General features: G+C 57.8%; 17 protein-coding genes. 10 read left to right on the top strand and 7 right to left on the bottom strand.

What is annotated here, in order from left to right:
- The first annotated feature begins 105 nt into the window (after nucleotides 1–105).
- The gene (locus tag ACUN8C_RS10975) at nucleotides 106–408 is read left to right on the top strand and encodes a DUF6482 family protein (RefSeq protein WP_445619260.1); all 303 of its coding nucleotides are present in this window, start codon (nucleotides 106–108) and stop codon (nucleotides 406–408) included.
- A gap of 108 nt (nucleotides 409–516) precedes the next feature.
- Here ACUN8C_RS10975 and ACUN8C_RS10970 read toward each other — a convergent pair whose 3' ends face one another.
- Nucleotides 517–2,109, bottom strand: a complete 1,593-nt coding sequence (locus ACUN8C_RS10970; RefSeq protein ID WP_445619259.1) for a cryptochrome/photolyase family protein — start codon at nucleotides 2,107–2,109, stop codon at nucleotides 517–519.
- A 138-nt stretch (nucleotides 2,110–2,247) separates the two neighbouring features.
- Here ACUN8C_RS10970 and hemH point away from each other — a divergent pair, with 138 nt between their 5' ends.
- The gene (gene hemH / locus ACUN8C_RS10965; protein WP_445619258.1) at nucleotides 2,248–3,237 is read left to right on the top strand and encodes a ferrochelatase; all 990 of its coding nucleotides are present in this window, start codon (nucleotides 2,248–2,250) and stop codon (nucleotides 3,235–3,237) included.
- A gap of 20 nt (nucleotides 3,238–3,257) precedes the next feature.
- Here hemH and ACUN8C_RS10960 read toward each other — a convergent pair whose 3' ends face one another.
- The 6 genes from ACUN8C_RS10960 to ACUN8C_RS10935 are packed head-to-tail and all read right to left on the bottom strand — an operon-like array spanning nucleotide 3,258 to nucleotide 9,123.
- On the bottom strand, nucleotides 3,258–3,689 hold the full coding sequence (locus tag ACUN8C_RS10960; RefSeq protein ID WP_445619257.1) for a Na+/H+ antiporter subunit G: 432 nt from the start codon (nucleotides 3,687–3,689) through the stop codon (nucleotides 3,258–3,260).
- Nucleotides 3,690–3,698: 9 nt separating this feature from the next.
- Nucleotides 3,699–3,968, bottom strand: a complete 270-nt coding sequence (locus tag ACUN8C_RS10955) for a K+/H+ antiporter subunit F (protein WP_108842496.1) — start codon at nucleotides 3,966–3,968, stop codon at nucleotides 3,699–3,701.
- Nucleotides 3,965–4,456, bottom strand: coding sequence for a Na+/H+ antiporter subunit E (locus ACUN8C_RS10950; protein ID WP_445619256.1), 492 nt, complete (start codon nucleotides 4,454–4,456; stop codon nucleotides 3,965–3,967). The genes ACUN8C_RS10955 and ACUN8C_RS10950 overlap by 4 nt, the downstream gene beginning before the upstream one ends.
- Nucleotides 4,446–5,981, bottom strand: coding sequence for a monovalent cation/H+ antiporter subunit D (locus tag ACUN8C_RS10945; protein ID WP_445619255.1), 1,536 nt, complete (start codon nucleotides 5,979–5,981; stop codon nucleotides 4,446–4,448). Before ACUN8C_RS10945 ends, ACUN8C_RS10950 begins: the two co-directional genes overlap by 11 nt.
- Entirely contained in the window at nucleotides 5,978–6,331 is a 354-nt protein-coding gene (locus tag ACUN8C_RS10940; protein ID WP_445619254.1) for a Na+/H+ antiporter subunit C, read from the bottom strand. Before ACUN8C_RS10940 ends, ACUN8C_RS10945 begins: the two co-directional genes overlap by 4 nt.
- On the bottom strand, nucleotides 6,331–9,123 hold the full coding sequence (locus tag ACUN8C_RS10935) for a monovalent cation/H+ antiporter subunit A (protein WP_445619253.1): 2,793 nt from the start codon (nucleotides 9,121–9,123) through the stop codon (nucleotides 6,331–6,333). Before ACUN8C_RS10935 ends, ACUN8C_RS10940 begins: the two co-directional genes overlap by 1 nt.
- A 549-nt stretch (nucleotides 9,124–9,672) precedes the next feature.
- On the opposite strand from ACUN8C_RS10935, the gene ACUN8C_RS10930 reads away from it, so the two are divergent.
- The 8 genes from ACUN8C_RS10930 to ACUN8C_RS10895 all read left to right on the top strand — a co-directional run bounded on the left by ACUN8C_RS10930 (nucleotide 9,673) and on the right by ACUN8C_RS10895 (nucleotide 16,001).
- Nucleotides 9,673–11,973 carry a putative monovalent cation/H+ antiporter subunit A gene (locus ACUN8C_RS10930; RefSeq protein ID WP_445619252.1) on the top strand — a complete coding sequence of 767 codons (2,301 nt, stop codon included), beginning with the start codon at nucleotides 9,673–9,675 and terminating at the stop codon, nucleotides 11,971–11,973.
- Complete coding sequence (locus ACUN8C_RS10925) at nucleotides 11,970–12,395, top strand: Na+/H+ antiporter subunit B (RefSeq protein ID WP_445619251.1); 426 nt, start codon at nucleotides 11,970–11,972, stop codon at nucleotides 12,393–12,395. The genes ACUN8C_RS10930 and ACUN8C_RS10925 overlap by 4 nt, the downstream gene beginning before the upstream one ends.
- Nucleotides 12,396–12,425: 30 nt before the next feature.
- Nucleotides 12,426–12,773 carry a Na+/H+ antiporter subunit C gene (locus ACUN8C_RS10920; protein WP_445619250.1) on the top strand — a complete coding sequence of 116 codons (348 nt, stop codon included), beginning with the start codon at nucleotides 12,426–12,428 and terminating at the stop codon, nucleotides 12,771–12,773.
- Complete coding sequence (locus ACUN8C_RS10915) at nucleotides 12,770–14,278, top strand: Na+/H+ antiporter subunit D (protein WP_445619249.1); 1,509 nt, start codon at nucleotides 12,770–12,772, stop codon at nucleotides 14,276–14,278. The genes ACUN8C_RS10920 and ACUN8C_RS10915 overlap by 4 nt, the downstream gene beginning before the upstream one ends.
- Nucleotides 14,275–14,748, top strand: coding sequence for a Na+/H+ antiporter subunit E (locus tag ACUN8C_RS10910; RefSeq protein ID WP_445619248.1), 474 nt, complete (start codon nucleotides 14,275–14,277; stop codon nucleotides 14,746–14,748). The genes ACUN8C_RS10915 and ACUN8C_RS10910 overlap by 4 nt, the downstream gene beginning before the upstream one ends.
- 31 nt (nucleotides 14,749–14,779) lie before the next feature.
- A complete protein-coding gene (locus tag ACUN8C_RS10905) occupies nucleotides 14,780–15,049 on the top strand; it encodes a monovalent cation/H+ antiporter complex subunit F (protein ID WP_445619247.1) in 270 nt (89 codons plus the stop codon).
- Nucleotides 15,042–15,464 (top strand): monovalent cation/H(+) antiporter subunit G, encoded by a 423-nt coding sequence (mnhG, locus tag ACUN8C_RS10900; RefSeq protein ID WP_445619246.1) that lies wholly within the window; start codon nucleotides 15,042–15,044, stop codon nucleotides 15,462–15,464. The genes ACUN8C_RS10905 and mnhG overlap by 8 nt, the downstream gene beginning before the upstream one ends.
- A 78-nt stretch (nucleotides 15,465–15,542) precedes the next feature.
- Nucleotides 15,543–16,001, top strand: coding sequence for a DUF3429 domain-containing protein (locus ACUN8C_RS10895; protein ID WP_445619245.1), 459 nt, complete (start codon nucleotides 15,543–15,545; stop codon nucleotides 15,999–16,001).
- Nucleotides 16,002–16,340: the final 339 nt, after the last annotated feature.

Below are 16,340 nucleotides of genomic sequence, written 5' to 3'. Positions count from 1 at the left end.
ACGGAATCGTCATCCGGCACTGTTATTCTTTTAACAACTGATAGAAAAGACATAGAAATAACCGTCGCCCAGAGTGCGACGAGAAGATAGCCCAGGGAGGGTTACATGGAATTACAGCAACTTCGATATGCCGCGTCACATCACAATGAAATGGAAGTACGCGTTGTACGCAACACACTGAGCCATATTTATCAGATTGAATGTGAAACGGGCGGCGGCAATCGCCAAAAGCTCAGTCGTCGGGGCAAGCCCTGCCTGTTCCGCTCGATCGATGAAGCCATCGACCAACTGCTGGTGGCCGGTATCAGCTACGCCTGGATCGTGCGTCAGAATGAAGAAGATGGCAGTGACAGTTCACGCCGTCTGGTGCAGCTGGGCAACCTGCCCGAGCTGGCCATTGCGATCTGATCATCGCGAATTCGATTGGGGCGCATGCCGTTAAAAATACCAAAACATGACACATTGATTGAATGACCTTGCGCCGGCTTTTGCCGGCGTTTTCCATGGTGGCCGGGATCAATCATCACCCTTGCCGGTTCGCCTTTCATATCCCGCCAGATGATCGCCCTGTCCGTAAGCCGGTGTCTCCTCAAGCTGATCCAGAAAACGAATGGCCTGTTCACGCAGGGCCTGTCGCTTGTCGTCACTCATTTTATTAAGTGAGCCATAAATGAGCTTCATGCGCTGATTGCTGGCCAGCTGCTTTTTATTGCGCTCAAGAAAATGCCAGTAAAGGCTGTTGAAGGGGCAGGCGTCCTCGCCGATGCTTTTTTTGACGTCATAGCGGCAGTGCTGACAGTGATCCGACATGCGATCAATATATTTACCCGAGGCGCAGTAGGGCTTGGAGCCCAGATAGCCGCTATCGGCATACAGCACCATGCCCAGGGTGTTGGGCAGCTCAACCCACTCAAAGGCATCGATATACACAGCCAGATACCAGTCGCACAGCGCCGCCGGGCTGACACCGCAGAGCAGGGCAAAGTTGCCGGTGACCATCAGCCGCTGAATGTGATGGGCATAGGCGTGATCCCGTGTCATCTCGATGGCGCGTTTCAAGCAGCGCATATCGGTGTCGCCGGTCCAGTAGAAGGCCGGCAGGCCCCGGTCGGCCTTGAGGTCATTGCGCCTTTTGTAGTCCGGCATGTTCAGCCAGTAAATACCACGCACGTATTCGCGCCATCCCAGAATCTGTCGAATGAAGCCTTCTGCACTGTTAAGCGGCACCTTGCCGCCACGCCAGGCATTTTCGGCGGCCTGACAGACCTCCAGTGGTCTGAGCAGCCCGGCATTGAGCGCACCGGACAGTCGGGCATGATACAAAAAAGGGTGCTGATCGCTGATGGCGTCCTGATAGTCGCCAAAAAAGGGCAGGGCGTGCTCGATAAAATGAGCCAGGTCATTGAGTGCCTGACGTCGGGTGACGGGCCAGTTGAATCCTTCAAGGGTGCCAAAATGGTGTCCGAAATGCGTCTCGACCAGTGTCATTACCTCACGAGTGAGTGCATCCGGTTGGTGTTCGGGCGGTTCAGGTGGGGTAATGTCTCTGGGCAGAGGCTTGCGGTTGTTCTGGTCGAAATTCCACTGATTCCCCTGCGGGTTGTTCTGCTCATCCATTAACAGGCCGGTTTCGCGACGCATCCAGCGATAAAAGTGCTCCATGCGAAATCGCTGACGGCCCTGTGCCCATTGATTAAAACCTTCACGTGAGCAAAAAAAGCGATCATCGGTCACCATGTACCAGGGAGGTGTGTTGCCTCGCCTTTTCTGAATGCGGTCAAAAAGGCGCCATTCGCCGGGAGAGGTCACTCGAATGTCGTCGCAGCCATAAAGGCCTGCAACCCGTTCGGCTTCGCTGATCAGATCCTGGGTGTTGTCGCTGTCGTCCAGACAGGTGTAGTGCACCTGGCGGCCCTGCTGGCGAAGCATTTGCGCAAAATGGCGCATGGCCGAAAAAAGGAAGGCGATCTTTTGCGGATGGTGGGGCACATAGCGGCCTTCTTCTTCTACTTCGAACAGGGCCACCACGGCGTTTTCCGGTGCGCCTGCCAATACGGGAAGATCATCGGTCAATTGATCACCCAGGATTACGATCAGGGGTCGAGACATTTACACTTCCTGCATATGGCGAATAGGGACATTTCATCAACACTGCCCGAACAGCGCTGATAGAATAATTTCATTAAAATCGATTGTTTTGAGGGTTCGTACAATCAAGCCCCTCTTGTCACTGCAAGGAGTATAGACATGGCGCAGGCCCCCTTCGGCGTACTGCTAGCCAATCTTGGCACCCCGGATGAGCCCACCCCCTCCGCCGTAAGGCGCTACCTTGGCGAGTTTTTGTGGGACCGGCGCGTGATTGACGTTTCCCGCCCGCTCTGGTGGTGCATCCTGAATGGCATTGTGCTGAGGACTCGTCCCAAAAGGGTGGCCGAGGCTTATGCCAGTGTCTGGGAAGAAGAGGGGTCGCCGCTGCTGGCCATTGGCAAGCGTCAGCAGCGTGCCCTCAAGGCGCATCTGGATGCGCAGTATGGCTGTGACATGCCGGTCGAACTGGGCATGACCTACGGCCGGCCCACCATGGAAAGCGCCGGCCTTACCTTTCGTCGCGCCGGGGTCAACCGCATCGTGGTGCTGCCGCTCTATCCGCAATATTCACGTACCACCACGGCTGCTGTCTTTGACCGTCTGGCCGATGCGCTCAAGCCGTGCCCGGATATCCCCGAAATGCACTTTATCCGCGATTACCATGATGACCGTGGCTACATTACAGCGCTTGCCGAAAGCGTTCGGGAGCACTGGGCCACGCGTGGCAAGCAAAATCACTTGCTGATCTCGTGGCACGGCATCCCGAAGCGTTATGCCGAGGAAGGCGACCCCTATCCCAAGCACTGCCGTGGGACCAGTGAGGCTCTGGCCCGCGAGCTTGGCCTTGAAGACAGTCAGTGGACCATGACCTTTCAATCGCGTTTCGGAAGGGAGGAGTGGCTCAAGCCCTATACCGATGAGACGCTCAAGAACTGGGACGTGAAAACCACGCCCGGTATCGACGTCATTTGCCCCGGCTTTTCGGCCGACTGCCTGGAAACGCTGGAAGAAATTCAGCAGGAAAACCGGGAATATTTCGTGGAAGCCGGCGGGGAAGACTACAGCTATGTGCCGGCGCTCAATGACCGCAAAAGTCATATTGAAGCGCTGGCGGGGCTGGTCGAGAGAAATACGCGCAACTGGCGCTGAGCCCTGGGCGGGCCAGCGCCTCAGGGACTGTGGCGCTGACCGCTGCCGGGGTCTTCCGGATGCGGTGTGTCCGGTTCCTGGCCGACATCCTCTTCACGCAGCTCACTGGGGGCTCCGGTGGTCGAGATATCACTGGGCAGCTTCTGATGCAGCGCCACCTTGGCCAGCAGGTGGGCGCTGATGGGCGCCGTGATCAAGAGGAAAATGGTGACCAGCAGCAACTGGATATGAAAGGTGCGCTCGATCAGTAGAAAATAAAACATGCAGGCCACCAGAATCAGGCCCACGCCAAGGGTCGTGGCCTTGGCCGGCCCGTGCATGCGCAGGTAAAAATCACGCAGATGCACCATTCCGAAAGAGCTGATGAACGTGATCAGCGCCCCGGCGATCAGAAAAAAGGCCGTTAGCGCCTCAAGCGCCGTATCAACCCATGCCTTGTCCAGCCACGCCATGATGGTCTCCTATTCGATGATGTCGCCGCGCAGCAGATACTTGCACACGGCCACGGTACTGATAAATCCCAGCATGGCAATCAGCAGGGCGCCTTCGAAATAGACCCGCGTGCTCAGCCAGATCGTGTACAGGATGATCAGCGCAATGCTGTTCACGTACATGGTATCGAGCGCGATGATGCGATCGGGCAGGGAAGGACCTACCAGCAGCCGATAGGCGTTGAGAATGATGGCCATGGCGACCAGAAAAAAGCTGATCCACAGCGCAATACCGATCATTCGTAAATCTCCATGAGCGGTCGCTCGTATCGGTTGTATATCTCGTCGATGATGGCCTGCTCATCGTCGGTATCCAGCACATGAATCAGCAGGCTGCGCCCGTCGAGTCGCAGATTGGCCGAAATGGTGCCCGGCGTCAGGCTGATGGTGCTGGCCAGCAGCGTAATGCTGAAATCGCGCTTGAGCGTCAGGGGATACTCGATAAAAGCGGGCCGAGGGCGCCGCCAGGGACGGGAGATCAGCCAGGCCACTTCCAGGTTCGCCATGAGAATGTCCAGCATGACGCGCAGGGTGTATCGCAGCAGCAGCAGCGGTTTTTTGACCACCGGTTGCGCATCCCAGAAGCGCTGGGTCATCAGTGGAATGGCAATCCCCAGGATGACGCCCATGATGACGGAGCCATAGGTGATAATGTCGGACAGCATGATCCAGACCATCGTCAGGATCGACGAAAGAATGGGTCTGGGGAGACAGCGTTTAATCAGCATCGACAGACGCTCCTGACGTGTCTGAAGTGACATTGTCCAGTACGGCGCTGCGATACTGCACGGTGTCCGTGATCTGCTCGGCAGTGGCCTGAGTGTAGCCGCCGATGGGGCCTGCCAGTATCACCAGCAGCGGTGCGGCAGACAACAGCACCACGGTGCCAACCAGCTTGCCGCGTGAAAGGCGTTCACCCACCGGGTCGCCGTTACCGTGACGCCAGAAGATGGTCGAACCGGCACGTGAGGCGGCCACGACCCCTGCAAGGCCGGATAGCAGCAGCAGCGGCCACAGCCAGAGACCTTCCGACAGGGTCGCCGTCGACATCAGCCACGCCTTGGCCAGCGCGCCGGACAGCGGAGGAAGCCCGGCGGAACTGACGGCTCCCACCATATACAAAGCGCTGAGCAGCGTGGCGTATTTGAATTTCTTGCTGCGCACGATGCGGGTGCCCACCTTGCCACGCTGGTCGGCAATCATGTCGGTCAGCAGGAAAAGCCCGCCGTTGATCAGCGTGGTATGCAGCATGTAGAACAGCATGGCACCGCGCGACGCCGTTCCTTCCATGCCCAGACCGCACAGCAGGGTGCCGATTGAAATCAGCATGAAATAGGATATCTGCATGCGCAGGTCGCGCGCGGACAGCACGGCAAGCGTTGCCATACCAAGCGTTGCCAGTCCCCCCCACCACAGCCAGGGCTGGGCCAGATGCGCAAGGCCACCCGCCTGCTCACCAAAGATCAGGGTGAACACGCGGAAGATGGCGTAGATCCCTACCTTGGTCATGATGGCAAAAAGGGCCGCGATCGGCGCAGGCGCTGAACTATAGGCCCGGGGCAGCCAGAAATAGAGCGGCAGGATGGCGGCCTTGAGTCCAAACACTACCAGCAACAGCAGGGCACCAGCGCGCACAAGGCCCTGCCTGTCGGCCGGCAGCTGGCTGACGCGCTCGGCCATGTCGGCCATGTTGAGCGTGCCGATGCTGCCATACAAAACGCCAAGGGCAATCAGAAACAGCGAAGAGCCGGCCAGGTTCAGCACCACATAGTGCAGCCCGGATTGAACGCGCGCCTTGCCACCGCCGTGCATCAAAAGCGCGTAGGACGCCAGCAGCAGGACTTCGAAAAAGACAAACAGGTTGAAAAGGTCACCAGTCAGAAAGGCACCGTTGATCCCCATCAGCTGTAGATGAAAGAGCCCGTGAAAGTTGGAGCCCTGATTGTCCTCACCGCCACTGGCGTGGATTACGCTGCCCAGTGCCAGCAGGGCCGTCAGCAGGACCATCATGGCAGACAGCCGATCGGCCACCAGTACGATGCCATAGGGCGCCTGCCAGTTGCCCAGTCGATAGACCAGCGTCTCGCCACCGGCCACCTGACTGACCAGCCAGAAGGCAACTGCTACCAGCAGTGCCGTGGCTGTAATGGAAATGGTTCGTCTGACCGGGTCAACGCCTTCACGCTTTCGAAGCAGGATAATGGCCACCACCAGAGGCAGCAGAACCGGAAAAATGGGCAAATGCTGCATCACGCCTTGTTCTCCCGCGGATCTTCACGATCGGTGCGGTTGCCATCGACGCTGTCGCTGCCCAGATCGCCTCTGGAACGCATCGCCAGAATGATGGCAAAGGCCGTCATGGCAAAGCCGATGACGATGGCGGTCAGCACCAGCGCCTGTGGAAGAGGGTCGGCGTAGTGTTCAGTGGTGCCGACCAGCGCCGCGCCATGGGTGGTGAGGCCGCCCATGGAGAACAGAAACAGGTTGACGGCATAAGAGAGCAGCGTCAGCCCGACGACGACCGGAAAGGTACGTCCGCGCAGGGTCAAATAGACGCCGCTTGCCGTCAGGATACCGGTGGTGATGGCGTAGAGCGCTTCCATCAGGGGATGTCCTTGTTGGGTCGATGTGCGGTGGTGAGCTTGCCCAGATTGGCCAGAATCATCAGCGTGGCGCCAACGACCGCCAGGTAAATGCCACCATCAAAAATCAGGGCACTGGCCAGTTCGATATCACCGATCAAAGGCAGATGGAAATGATCAAAGGTCGAGGTCAAAAACGGGTAACCAAACAGCCAGCTGCAAAGTCCGGTAAAGGTCGACAGGGCAACGCCTGCAATGGCGATGGGCTGGAACTGGAAGTCCAGCCGCTGTTGCGCCCATTCGACGCCGCGCGACATGTACAAAAGGATCAGGGCCACTGCGGTGATCAGACCGGCGATAAAGCCCCCGCCGGGCTGGTTATGACCGCGCAGGAAGATGAAAAACGACACCAGCAGGGCCAGCGGCAGCAGGGTCTGGGACACCACCATCAAAAGCGTCGGATGGCGATCATCGGACCACAGGCGACCTTCCATATCGGTGGCCGGCATGAACAGGCGAAGCCGGTTGAGCAGCTTGAAAATGGCCAGGCCTGCAATGGCAAGCACGGTAATTTCACCCAGTGTATCGAAGCCACGAAAGTCCACCAGGATGACGTTGACCACGTTGTGGCCGCCACCGCCTGGTACGCTCTGACGGATGAAAAATTCCGAAATGCTGTCGAGATCGCGGGTGAGCACCGCGAAGTTGAGACTTGCAACAGCCCCCCCGAATCCCGTGGCGATCAGAACGTCACGCACCACACGGGCACCCCCTGACTCCTTGGGTGTTTTCTGCGGCAGGAAAAAGAGCGCCAGCATCAGAAGGATCATGGTCACGACTTCAACCGACAGCTGCGTCAGGGCCAGGTCCGGCGCCGAGAAACGGGCAAAGGTCAGCGAGACCACCAGCCCCACTACCGAGAGCATCAACAGGGAAATCAGGCGATAGCGGTGGAGGGCAGCGGTCAACACGCCCCCCATGATCAAAAGCGCTGCACCCATGGCCACGATCGGATCCAGCGGCTGCTGGCCGAGGTTGCCGGTCAGTGTGTCCAGATCCGCCAGGCCCAGCGCCATGGCCAGTACCGATACAGCCATCAGGAGGAACATGTAACGCTGCAGCGAGCCATTTTCGAGCCGGTCGGTCAGGCGCTGACACAGCCCGACCAGGCGCTGAACGAAGGCTTCAAAAATGTAGCGGGCATCCTGAGGCCGGAACTGACGATTGAATCGCATCATGTGGCGATGGAGCAGATGCAGCACGATGCCACCGGCAATGACCGCCATGCTCAGCAGCAGGGCAGGGTTGATGCCATGCCAGAGCGCCAGGTGAAATTCGGGCATCTCACCAGACATCGTCACGCGAACGGCATCTTCCAGGATCGGTGTCTGCGGCAGGGTCGGTACCAGCCCCACAATGATGCACAGAACCACCAGCAGCTCGATGGGAAAGCGCATCGGCCAGGGGGGCTCATGAGGGGTTTTGGGTGGCTCCTGACGCGGGCGTCGGAAGAAGGTGGCATAGGCCAGGCGGAGCGAATAGGCGACGGAAAGCAGCCCGCCCAAACCTGCCAGCAGGGGCACAATCCATGCCAGGCCACCGAACTGCCGGGAGGCCAGCGCTTCGGTGAAGAACATTTCCTTGGAAATGAAGCCGTTCAGTGGTGGCACACCGGCCATCGAAATGGTGGCAATACAGGTGAGTACCGTCGTGATCGGCATCAGGCGGTAAAGGCCACCCAGTTTTCGCACATCGCGAGAGCCTGTTTCGTGATCAACGATCCCGGCGGCCATGAACAGCGAGGCCTTGAACAGGGCATGGTTGATGATGTGGAAAAGGGCCGCAATCAATGCCTGAGAATTTCCAAGCCCGAGCAGCGAGGTGATCAGGCCCAGATGGCTGATGGTCGAAAACGCCAGAATTCCCTTGAGGTCGGTCTTTAAAAAGGCGAACCACGCCCCGTAGACCAGTGTGACCAGGCCGGTCAGCGTCACGATAACTGTCCAGAGCTCGGTACCTGACAGCGCCGGATGCAGGCGCAGCATCAGGAAGATGCCCGCCTTGACCATGGTGGCCGAGTGCAGATAGGCCGAGACCGGCGTCGGGGCCGCCATGGCGTGAGGCAGCCAGAAATGGAACGGGAACTGGGCCGACTTGGTAAAGGCGCCCAGCAATACCAGCACGACAATGGCCGGGTAGAGCGGGCTTGCCGTGATCAGATCATGGCTTTCAAGCACCGTGCCGATGTCATAGGTGCCGGTCACCTTGCCGATCAGCATGATGCCGGCCAGCAGGGCCAGACCTCCGGCGCCGGTCACTGTCATCGCCATGCGCGCACCCTTGCGCGCCGTCGTTTCGTGTGACCAGAAGCTGATCAGCAAAAACGAAGAGATGCTGGTCAATTCCCAGAACCCCCACATCAGCAGCAGATTGTCCGACATGACAATGCCGACCATGGAGGTCATGAACAAAATCAAAAAGGCATAAAACCGCGACATCGAGTCCTTTTCGGACAGGTAGTAGCGGGTATAGAGGATGATCAACAGACCAATGCCGAGAATCAGCAATAAAAAGAGCAGCGATAGCCCATCCAGGCGAAAGGCCACTTCAAGGCCCAGCGATGGAAGCCACTGAAATGAGGTGCGCATGACCTCTTCACCGTCATGCCCCAGATAGAAAAACAGGACCAGGCCAAGAGCGATGGCCGGGGCGACGGCCGTGGCCAGTGCACAGACGGTTCTGCCGCCACGAATGGCAAGCGCGGGCACGAAAACGCCCAGAAAGGTCAGCAGAGGGATCCAGGGCAGGGTCATGAATGCTTGTTTCCTGATGAATGGCTTCCAGTGTACTGACTATTCGACATGCCACGATGACCGGTGACCCGCAGCACAGGTGCTGAAGCAAGCCGGATAACGGGCATCATGAATAGACGACACAGCGAGCAAATCCCGCAGTGCAGTATGCGTCAGTTGATTCCTTGCAGGGCCGGTCAGAAGTCTCGAACAGAAACCCGCCATGAGCGGGAAGCCGTCTCCCATTGAGGGGCCGGCCCTTGTTATTAATCATTTGCAGAATGTTGCGCTATGCAATGACATCAAGCAGTTAGGCGATTCTCCCTTGCAGATGACGTGCTGGCAATACCCCTTGTCATGCGCAGACGCCCTTTTCGCCGTCAAACCCGAATCTTAAGGTTAAATGATTGAAAAAGGCATGCCATTCCCGCTGTAATGCGAATCTACCATAGCATATCAAGCCCGATTTGCTGCCTTCTTCCACAAACAGGCAAGGATGTAAGCGGCATCATTGATGCCACGCGTCGCGGTCATCTCATCACCCAGGACAGCAAAAGGAGAGAGCGCATCATGCAGATTGCCGTGCTGGCCGGATTTGCCCTGGCCATCCTTGTTCCCTTTCTGTCCCGCTGGTGCGGCGGCCGTACTGGACTGATTCTCGCGCTTTATCCTGCTGCCATTGCCTTTTGGCTGGTCTCGCTGGCACCGGAGGTCCTGCAGTCGGGTGGTATTTATTTCGAGCAGGCCTGGGCGCCGAGCCTTGGGCTTAGCTTAAGTTTCTGGCTGGATGGTCTGTCACTGCTGTTCGGTCTTTTGATCAGCGGCATTGGCACGCTGATCATCATTTATGCCAGTGGCTATCTCCATGGTCACCCGCAGCTCGCCCGCTTTTATGTCCTGATTCTTTCGTTCATGTCCTCCATGCTTGGGGTCGTCATGGCGGATGGGCTGATGACGCTGTTCGTCTTCTGGGAACTGACCAGCATCACCTCCTATCTGCTGATCGGTTTCAATCATGAGGATGCTGCCGCGCGCAAATCGGCTCTGCAGGGGTTACTGGTCACCTTCACCGGGGGGCTGGCGCTCATGAGCGGTCTGATTCTGCTCAACGTGGCGGGCGGCAGCTGGTCACTTCAGACGCTGCTCAGTGATGGCGAGTCGCTGCGCGAACACGCGCTTTATCTGCCGATGCTGCTGTGCCTGCTGGGGGGCGCCTTTACCAAGTCGGCCCAGTTCCCGTTTCATTTCTGGCTGCCCAACGCCATGGCGGCCCCGACGCCGGTCTCGGCCTATCTGCACTCGGCCACCATGGTCAAGGCCGGTATCTATCTAATGGCGCGTCTACAGCCGGGTCTGGGCGGCACCGAGGCCTGGATGACCATCCTGTGTGTGATTGGCGCGATCACCATGGTGGTTGGTGCCTTTCTGGCCATTCGGTTTACGGGCATCAAGAAGGTACTGGCCTATTCCACGGTCATGGCGCTTGGGACACTGACCATGCTGCTGGGCATCGGAGGCGAGGCTGCCATGATCGCCTTTGTGACCTTTCTGACTGCGCATTCGCTCTACAAGGGCGCATTGTTCATGGTGGCCGGCGCCCTTGATCATGAGACAGGCACCAAGGATATCGATGAGATGGGCGGTTTGCGTCGGCTCATGCCGGTCACGGCGACCTGTGCGTTTGTTGCGGCTCTGTCGCTGGGCGGGGTCATTCCGCTTTTTGGATTTGTGGCCAAGGAGCTTTTGTTTGAAGTCGTGCTTGAAGCACCGCGCTATGCCGGCTTTCTCATTGGCATGAGCCTGCTGGCCTCCGTTCTGGTCGTGGCCGCCGCCGGCATTGTGGCACTGCGACCCTTTTTCGGAGCGCTCAAAACCACCCCGAAAACGCCCCATGAGGCGCCCCTTTCCATGCTGGCCGGCCCCTGTGTGCTGGCGGGGCTGTCACTGGTGCTGGGCTTTATGCCGTGGCTGGTCGGCGATGGTCTTTTGAATGCGGCAGCGAGTGCGGTCATGGGTGCCGAGGTGGTGGCAGACCTGTATCTCTGGCACGGCCTGAATACGGCTTTGATGATGTCGATGATCAGTCTGGGCGTGGGGCTTCTGGTGTGCTGGCGCTGGCCGGGCGTGCGAGGCGTGATTCATCGCTTCAGTCCGGTGCTCGATCGTGGCCCTGAAGCGGGGTACTGGAAGCTGATGGATCTGCTGGTCCGCGTGGCCGGGTGGCAGACACGTCTTTTGCAAAGCGGCTACATGCGCAATTACCTGATCCTGACCCTGCTCAGCTTTACGGGGCTGACCGGCTATACGCTGCTGGTGCGCCATGGTCCGGTATTTGATCTGGCGCTTGATGTGCGTCTGCAGGAAGTGGTCGTGGCACTTGTCGTCGCCGCCAGTGCCGTCGTTGCCTGCATGATGCGCTCGCGTCTGGCTGCCGTGGCGGCCGCGGGGGTGATGGGGTTTGGCATCGCACTGATCTTTTTGTTGTTCAGTGCGCCGGACCTTGCCATCACGCAGCTTTTGATCGAGACCCTGACGGTCATCCTGCTCATTCTGGTGCTCTTTCGAATGCCGCAGTTTTCAAGTCTGTCGACGCCCATGGAGCGGGTGCGTGACCTGTTTGTGGCGATCATTACGGGTGGTCTCATGACCCTTTTGATTCTGACCGTGCTCGGACAGGATCTTTTTACCTCCATCTCTGAATACATGATCGACAACAGTGTGCCGCTGGGACACGGCCACAACATCGTCAACGTGATTCTGGTCGATTTCCGCGCGTTGGATACGCTCGGTGAGATTTTTGTGCTGTCGCTGGCGGCCATCGGTGTGCTGGCCATGCTCAGACTGCAGGCCAAAGAGAGGAAGACGCCATGAAAACAGGCACCCTGATCCTCTCGGTCGCCGCTCAGACGCTGGTGCCGCTACAGATCCTGTTTTCCCTTTTTCTGTTGCTGCGTGGTCACGATGAGCCGGGTGGCGGCTTTATTGCCGGGCTTGTGGTCGCCGGCGCCTTTGCGCTGCATCAGTTCGTCAACGGCCCGGAGGCTACCCGGCGCTTGTTGCGTGTCGATCCGCGTGACTGTATCGGTTTCGGGTTACTGCTGGGGGTGGGTTCGGCCTTGCCGGCCTGGTGGCAGGGTGAGGCATTTCTGACCGCGCAGTGGTGGGAGGTGCCGGGTCTGGGGCTCAAGCTGTCCACACCGCTGATCTTTGATGTCGGCGTGTACCTGGTGGTACTGGGGGCAGTGCTGACGGCAGTGATCACGCTGACGGAGGTCGACAAGGATGAGGCATGACACGGGCGTACCGTCAGGGGAGGGGGCTTCATGGAACCCATAATGGCAGTGGTTATCGGTGTGATCTACGCCGCGGCCATTTACATGATGCTGCGACGATCAATCGTCAAACTGGTGATCGGACTGATTCTGATCTCAAACGCGGCCAACCTGCTGATCTTTGCCACTGCGGGCATGACACGTGATGCGCCCCCGCTGATCCCCATGAATGGTGATCCGCTGGCAGATGTCATTGCCGACCCGTTGCCGCAGGCGCTGGTACTGACGGCGATCGTGATCGCCTTTGGGGTTCTGTCGTTTGCCGTGGTGCTGATTCGCCGCGCCTGCCAGATTGTCGGGGTCGATGATCTGGATCAGATGAAGGAGACCGACACGTGAGCCCGGAAGTCGCTCTTCCCATCCTGATTCCGCTCATGGCGGGCGCCCTGTCGATGGCGTTCTGGCGTTCGCGCATGATGCAGCGATTAATCGGCATAGCCGGTACGGCGGCACTGCTGGGCACCAGCATCTGGCTGTTTGTCAGCGTGCAGGCACAGGGGTATGTGATCATGAATGCCGGCGGCTGGGCCGCGCCCTTTGGCATTACGCTGGTGGCAGATCTTTTAAGCGCCATCATGGTGGTGTTGACCGGCATTATCGGGTTTGCCGTGGCGGTGTATTCACTACCGACCATCGGGCGGGGGCATGAAACCTTTGGTTATTATCCGCTCATGCATCTGCTGCTGGCCGGTGTGGCGGGGGCCTTTTTGACCGGTGACATCTTTAATCTGTATGTCTGGTTTGAAGTGATGCTGCTGGCGTCCTTCGCGCTGTTGATTCTGGGTGGCGAGCGGGCTCAGATGGAAGGGGCCATCAAGTATGTGACGCTCAATCTGCTCTCATCGGTCATTTTTCTGAGCGCTGTTGGCCTGTTATACGGCATGCTCGGTACGCTCAACATGGCGGATATCGCCCGTCGCGTCGCGCTGGTGGAGGACAAGACGCTCATTGATGTGCTGGCGGTGATGTTCATGATCTCGTTTGGCATCAAGGCGGCGGCCTTTCCCCTGTTTTTCTGGCTGCCGGCGGCTTACCACACCCCGCCGGTGGCGGTGTCTGCCCTGTTTGCAGGGCTTTTGACCAAGGTTGGCGTCTATGCCCTGTTTCGTGTCTTCACGCTGATCTTCAATCAGTCCGTGGATTACACCCACGACATCCTGCTGTGGGTGGCAGGGCTGACCATGCTGACCGGTGTTCTGGGGGCGGCGGCCCAGTTCGAGTTTCGTCGCATCCTCTCCTTTCATATCGTCAGCCAGATCGGCTACATGCTGATGGGGCTGGCGCTTTTTACGCCGCTGGCGCTGGTGGGCGGGGTGTTTTATATCCTTCATCACATCATCGTGAAGACCAATCTGTTCCTGATCAGTGGTGTCGTATATCGCTTGAAGGGCACCCATGACCTCAAGCAGCTGGGTGGGGTCTACAAGGCCTGGCCGCTGTTGGGCGTGCTCTTTCTGATTCCGGCGCTGTCCCTGGCCGGGGTGCCGCCACTGTCGGGTTTCTTTGCCAAGTTTGTCCTGATTCGCGCCAGTATCGAGGCCGGCCATATCGCCATTACGGTGGTGGCGCTGCTGGTGGGGCTTTTGACGCTCTATTCGATGACCAAGATCTGGGCCGAGGTGTTCTGGAAAGCACCTCCTGAGAATGAGGGGGCCGCTCTTCGGGTCACGCCGCTGTCCCAGCGTCATCTCTGGCTGATGCTGTTGCCCATCGTGGGACTGGCGGGCTGTACGGTGTTCATCGGTCTCAACGGTCAGCTGCTTTATGACGTGGCAGAAGCATCGGCTGCGCAGCTTCTTGATCCACAGGGCTACATCGATGCCGTATTGGGAGCGCAGCCATGACCGGGCTTTTATCCAATCTGCTGCTGGCGGTGGCCTGGATTGCGCTGAGTGGCGATTTCAGCATGGGCGGCATGCTGACCGGGCTGGCCTTTGGCTATCTGGTCATTTTGCTGCTGCAAAATCAGCTGCCCGGCCTTCAGGGCTACGGGACGCGCCTGCCGAAAATGGTTTCTTTTGTTTTCTATTTTCTGCGCGAACTTTTCATGGCCAATTTCAAGGTCGCCTTTGATGTCCTGACACCGCCCTGGCACATGACGCCGGGCGTGATTGCCTTCGAGCTGGAAGCGAAGACCGACTTTGAAATCGCGTTTGTGGCCAATCTGATTTCACTGACACCGGGCACGCTGAGTCTGGACATTTCCGATGACCGGCAGGTGCTGTTCATTCATGCCATGTTCCTGGATGACGAGCAGGCTCTGAGAGGAGATCTTCGTGAGATGGAGCGACGTGCACTGGCGGTGCTGAGATGACCACGACCATCGTGAACATGACGGGGGCCACATGCAGATACTGATCCATTTGAGTTTTGCCATTCTGGCCCTCTCCATGGTCCTCTGCCTTGCGCGCCTGGTGATTGGCCCCAGCCTGCCGGACCGGGTGGTGGCGCTTGAGCTTTTGTCGATGATCATTGTCGGCATCATCGGGGTTCATACACTCCAAAGCGATGAGACCAGCTTTCTGGATGTTGCGATTGTCGTGGCCTTGATGTCGTTTCTGGCCACCGTCGGATTTGCACGTTTTCTGGAGCGAGGAGGGCGTCGGGATGATTGAACTGCTTCAGGGGTTTTTGTTGCTGGCAGGCTCTTTTTTCATGCTGATTGCAGCGCTCGGTATTGTACGGCTACCGGATCTTTTGACCCGCATGCATGCCTCTACCAAGGGAGCCTCGCTGGGGGTCATGCTGTTGATGGCAGGCGTGGCACTGCATTTTCTGGAAGAGGTCGTGTTTGCCCGGACGATCGCCATCACCTTTTTTGTATTGATGACCGCGCCGGTAGCGGCGCATGCCATTGGTCGTGCCGGCTATTTCGTCGGAATCGAGCTTTGGAAAGGGACGGTCAAGGATGAGCTGCGACCCAATTACAATCCGTTGAGCCACCGCCTGCACAGCGGTCTGAAAAAGACGGCAAGAGGGCAGGAGGCAGGAAAATCTCATGCCCATGACAGTCAAAAGGGTGAGGATTGACATCAGACGCTGGATATATCGTCAGCCACCGGGCGTTGCTATGCTTGTGATCACCACTTTCTGAATACTGATCCTGCCATGCTGTCTGGAAAAAAATTTGCGACATTGCCCTGGCTTCTGGGTATCGCCGGACTGATCCCCTTTGTGGGGCTTGCCACCGTTATTCTGCTCTCGGTGCCGGGGTGGCAGGCTGTCGCATTTCAGGCCTTTCTCTACTACAGCGCCGTTATCCTCTCGTTTCTGGGGGGCGTGCACTGGGGGGTGGCGATGAGCCTTGATCATGAGGGCAGCCATCACTTCACTTCTCGCATGGTCGTGGCCATGGCGCCCTCACTGCTGGCATGGCCGGCACTGATGCTCAGCCCCCGCTTTGCGCTGTTGGCATTGATGACGGGATTTTTATTGATTCGTCTGTATGAGGCCCAGAGTGATAGCGTTGAGCGCCTGCCGCCCTGGTATACTTCACTGCGTACCCTGCTGACGGTCGTGGTAGTGGTCTCTCATCTGTCCATTCTGGCGTTATTGACGCTGACGTAGGCATTAAATATCAGCATCAGCGCTCCGGTCGCCATGACAATGGGCCTATTAAAACTTAACTTTCACTGAATTTTTTTGGCAGACTTAATTGTCGAGCAATATTTAAAGTCATCATATTCATGAAAACGCCCTCGTTTAATAACGAGCGGCGTTTTTTTGTATGGCACTTCCTACAACATCCCATTCTTTTATTTATAGTCAATGACAGTCTTTCCTGGAAGTGCTGAGCAACCATAATTCATGGCGGTTTCGGCACAACATATGAGCATTTTGTTTGTCTATCCTCTGTAACTATTACGTTATCAATGCCAGCCAATATTCATTGTTATTAATATTATT

This window comes from Kushneria sp. Sum13 (assembly GCF_052692355.1).
Note: the sequence above shows the minus strand (reverse complement) of the source record. Positions and strands in the feature narration are given on the sequence as shown.